This window comes from Neisseria sp. HMSC068C12, from assembly GCF_001814095.1.
GTDB lineage: Bacteria > Pseudomonadota > Gammaproteobacteria > Burkholderiales > Neisseriaceae > Neisseria > Neisseria perflava.
The window spans coordinates 1-257 of the sequence record NZ_KV814807.1 but is presented as its reverse complement, the minus strand read 5'-3'; the positions used below and the strand labels follow the sequence as shown (position 1 = coordinate 257).

Here is a 257-nt window from a genome sequence, read left to right as displayed (position 1 = left end):
GTTGACAGCGTCACCGCAGGCGACAGCAAACTGAATTCAGACGGCCTCACCATTACCGGTGGCCCGAGTGTGACCAAGTCAGGCATCAATGCCGCCGGCAACAAAGTGACCAACGTTGCCGCCGGTACCGATGACACCGACGCCGTCAACTACAGCCAGCTGAAACAGCAAAGCGCCGCCGCCCGTACCGAGGTTGCAGCCGGCACCAACATCAAAGATGTGGTGAAAACGACCGGCGCCAACGGCCAAGACATCTA

1 pseudogene is annotated in these 257 nt (G+C 59.5%); it reads left to right on the top strand.

Annotated elements, in window-relative coordinates:
- Nucleotides 1–257: pseudogene (locus HMPREF2952_RS03860) on the top strand (hypothetical protein); the annotation flags it as partial.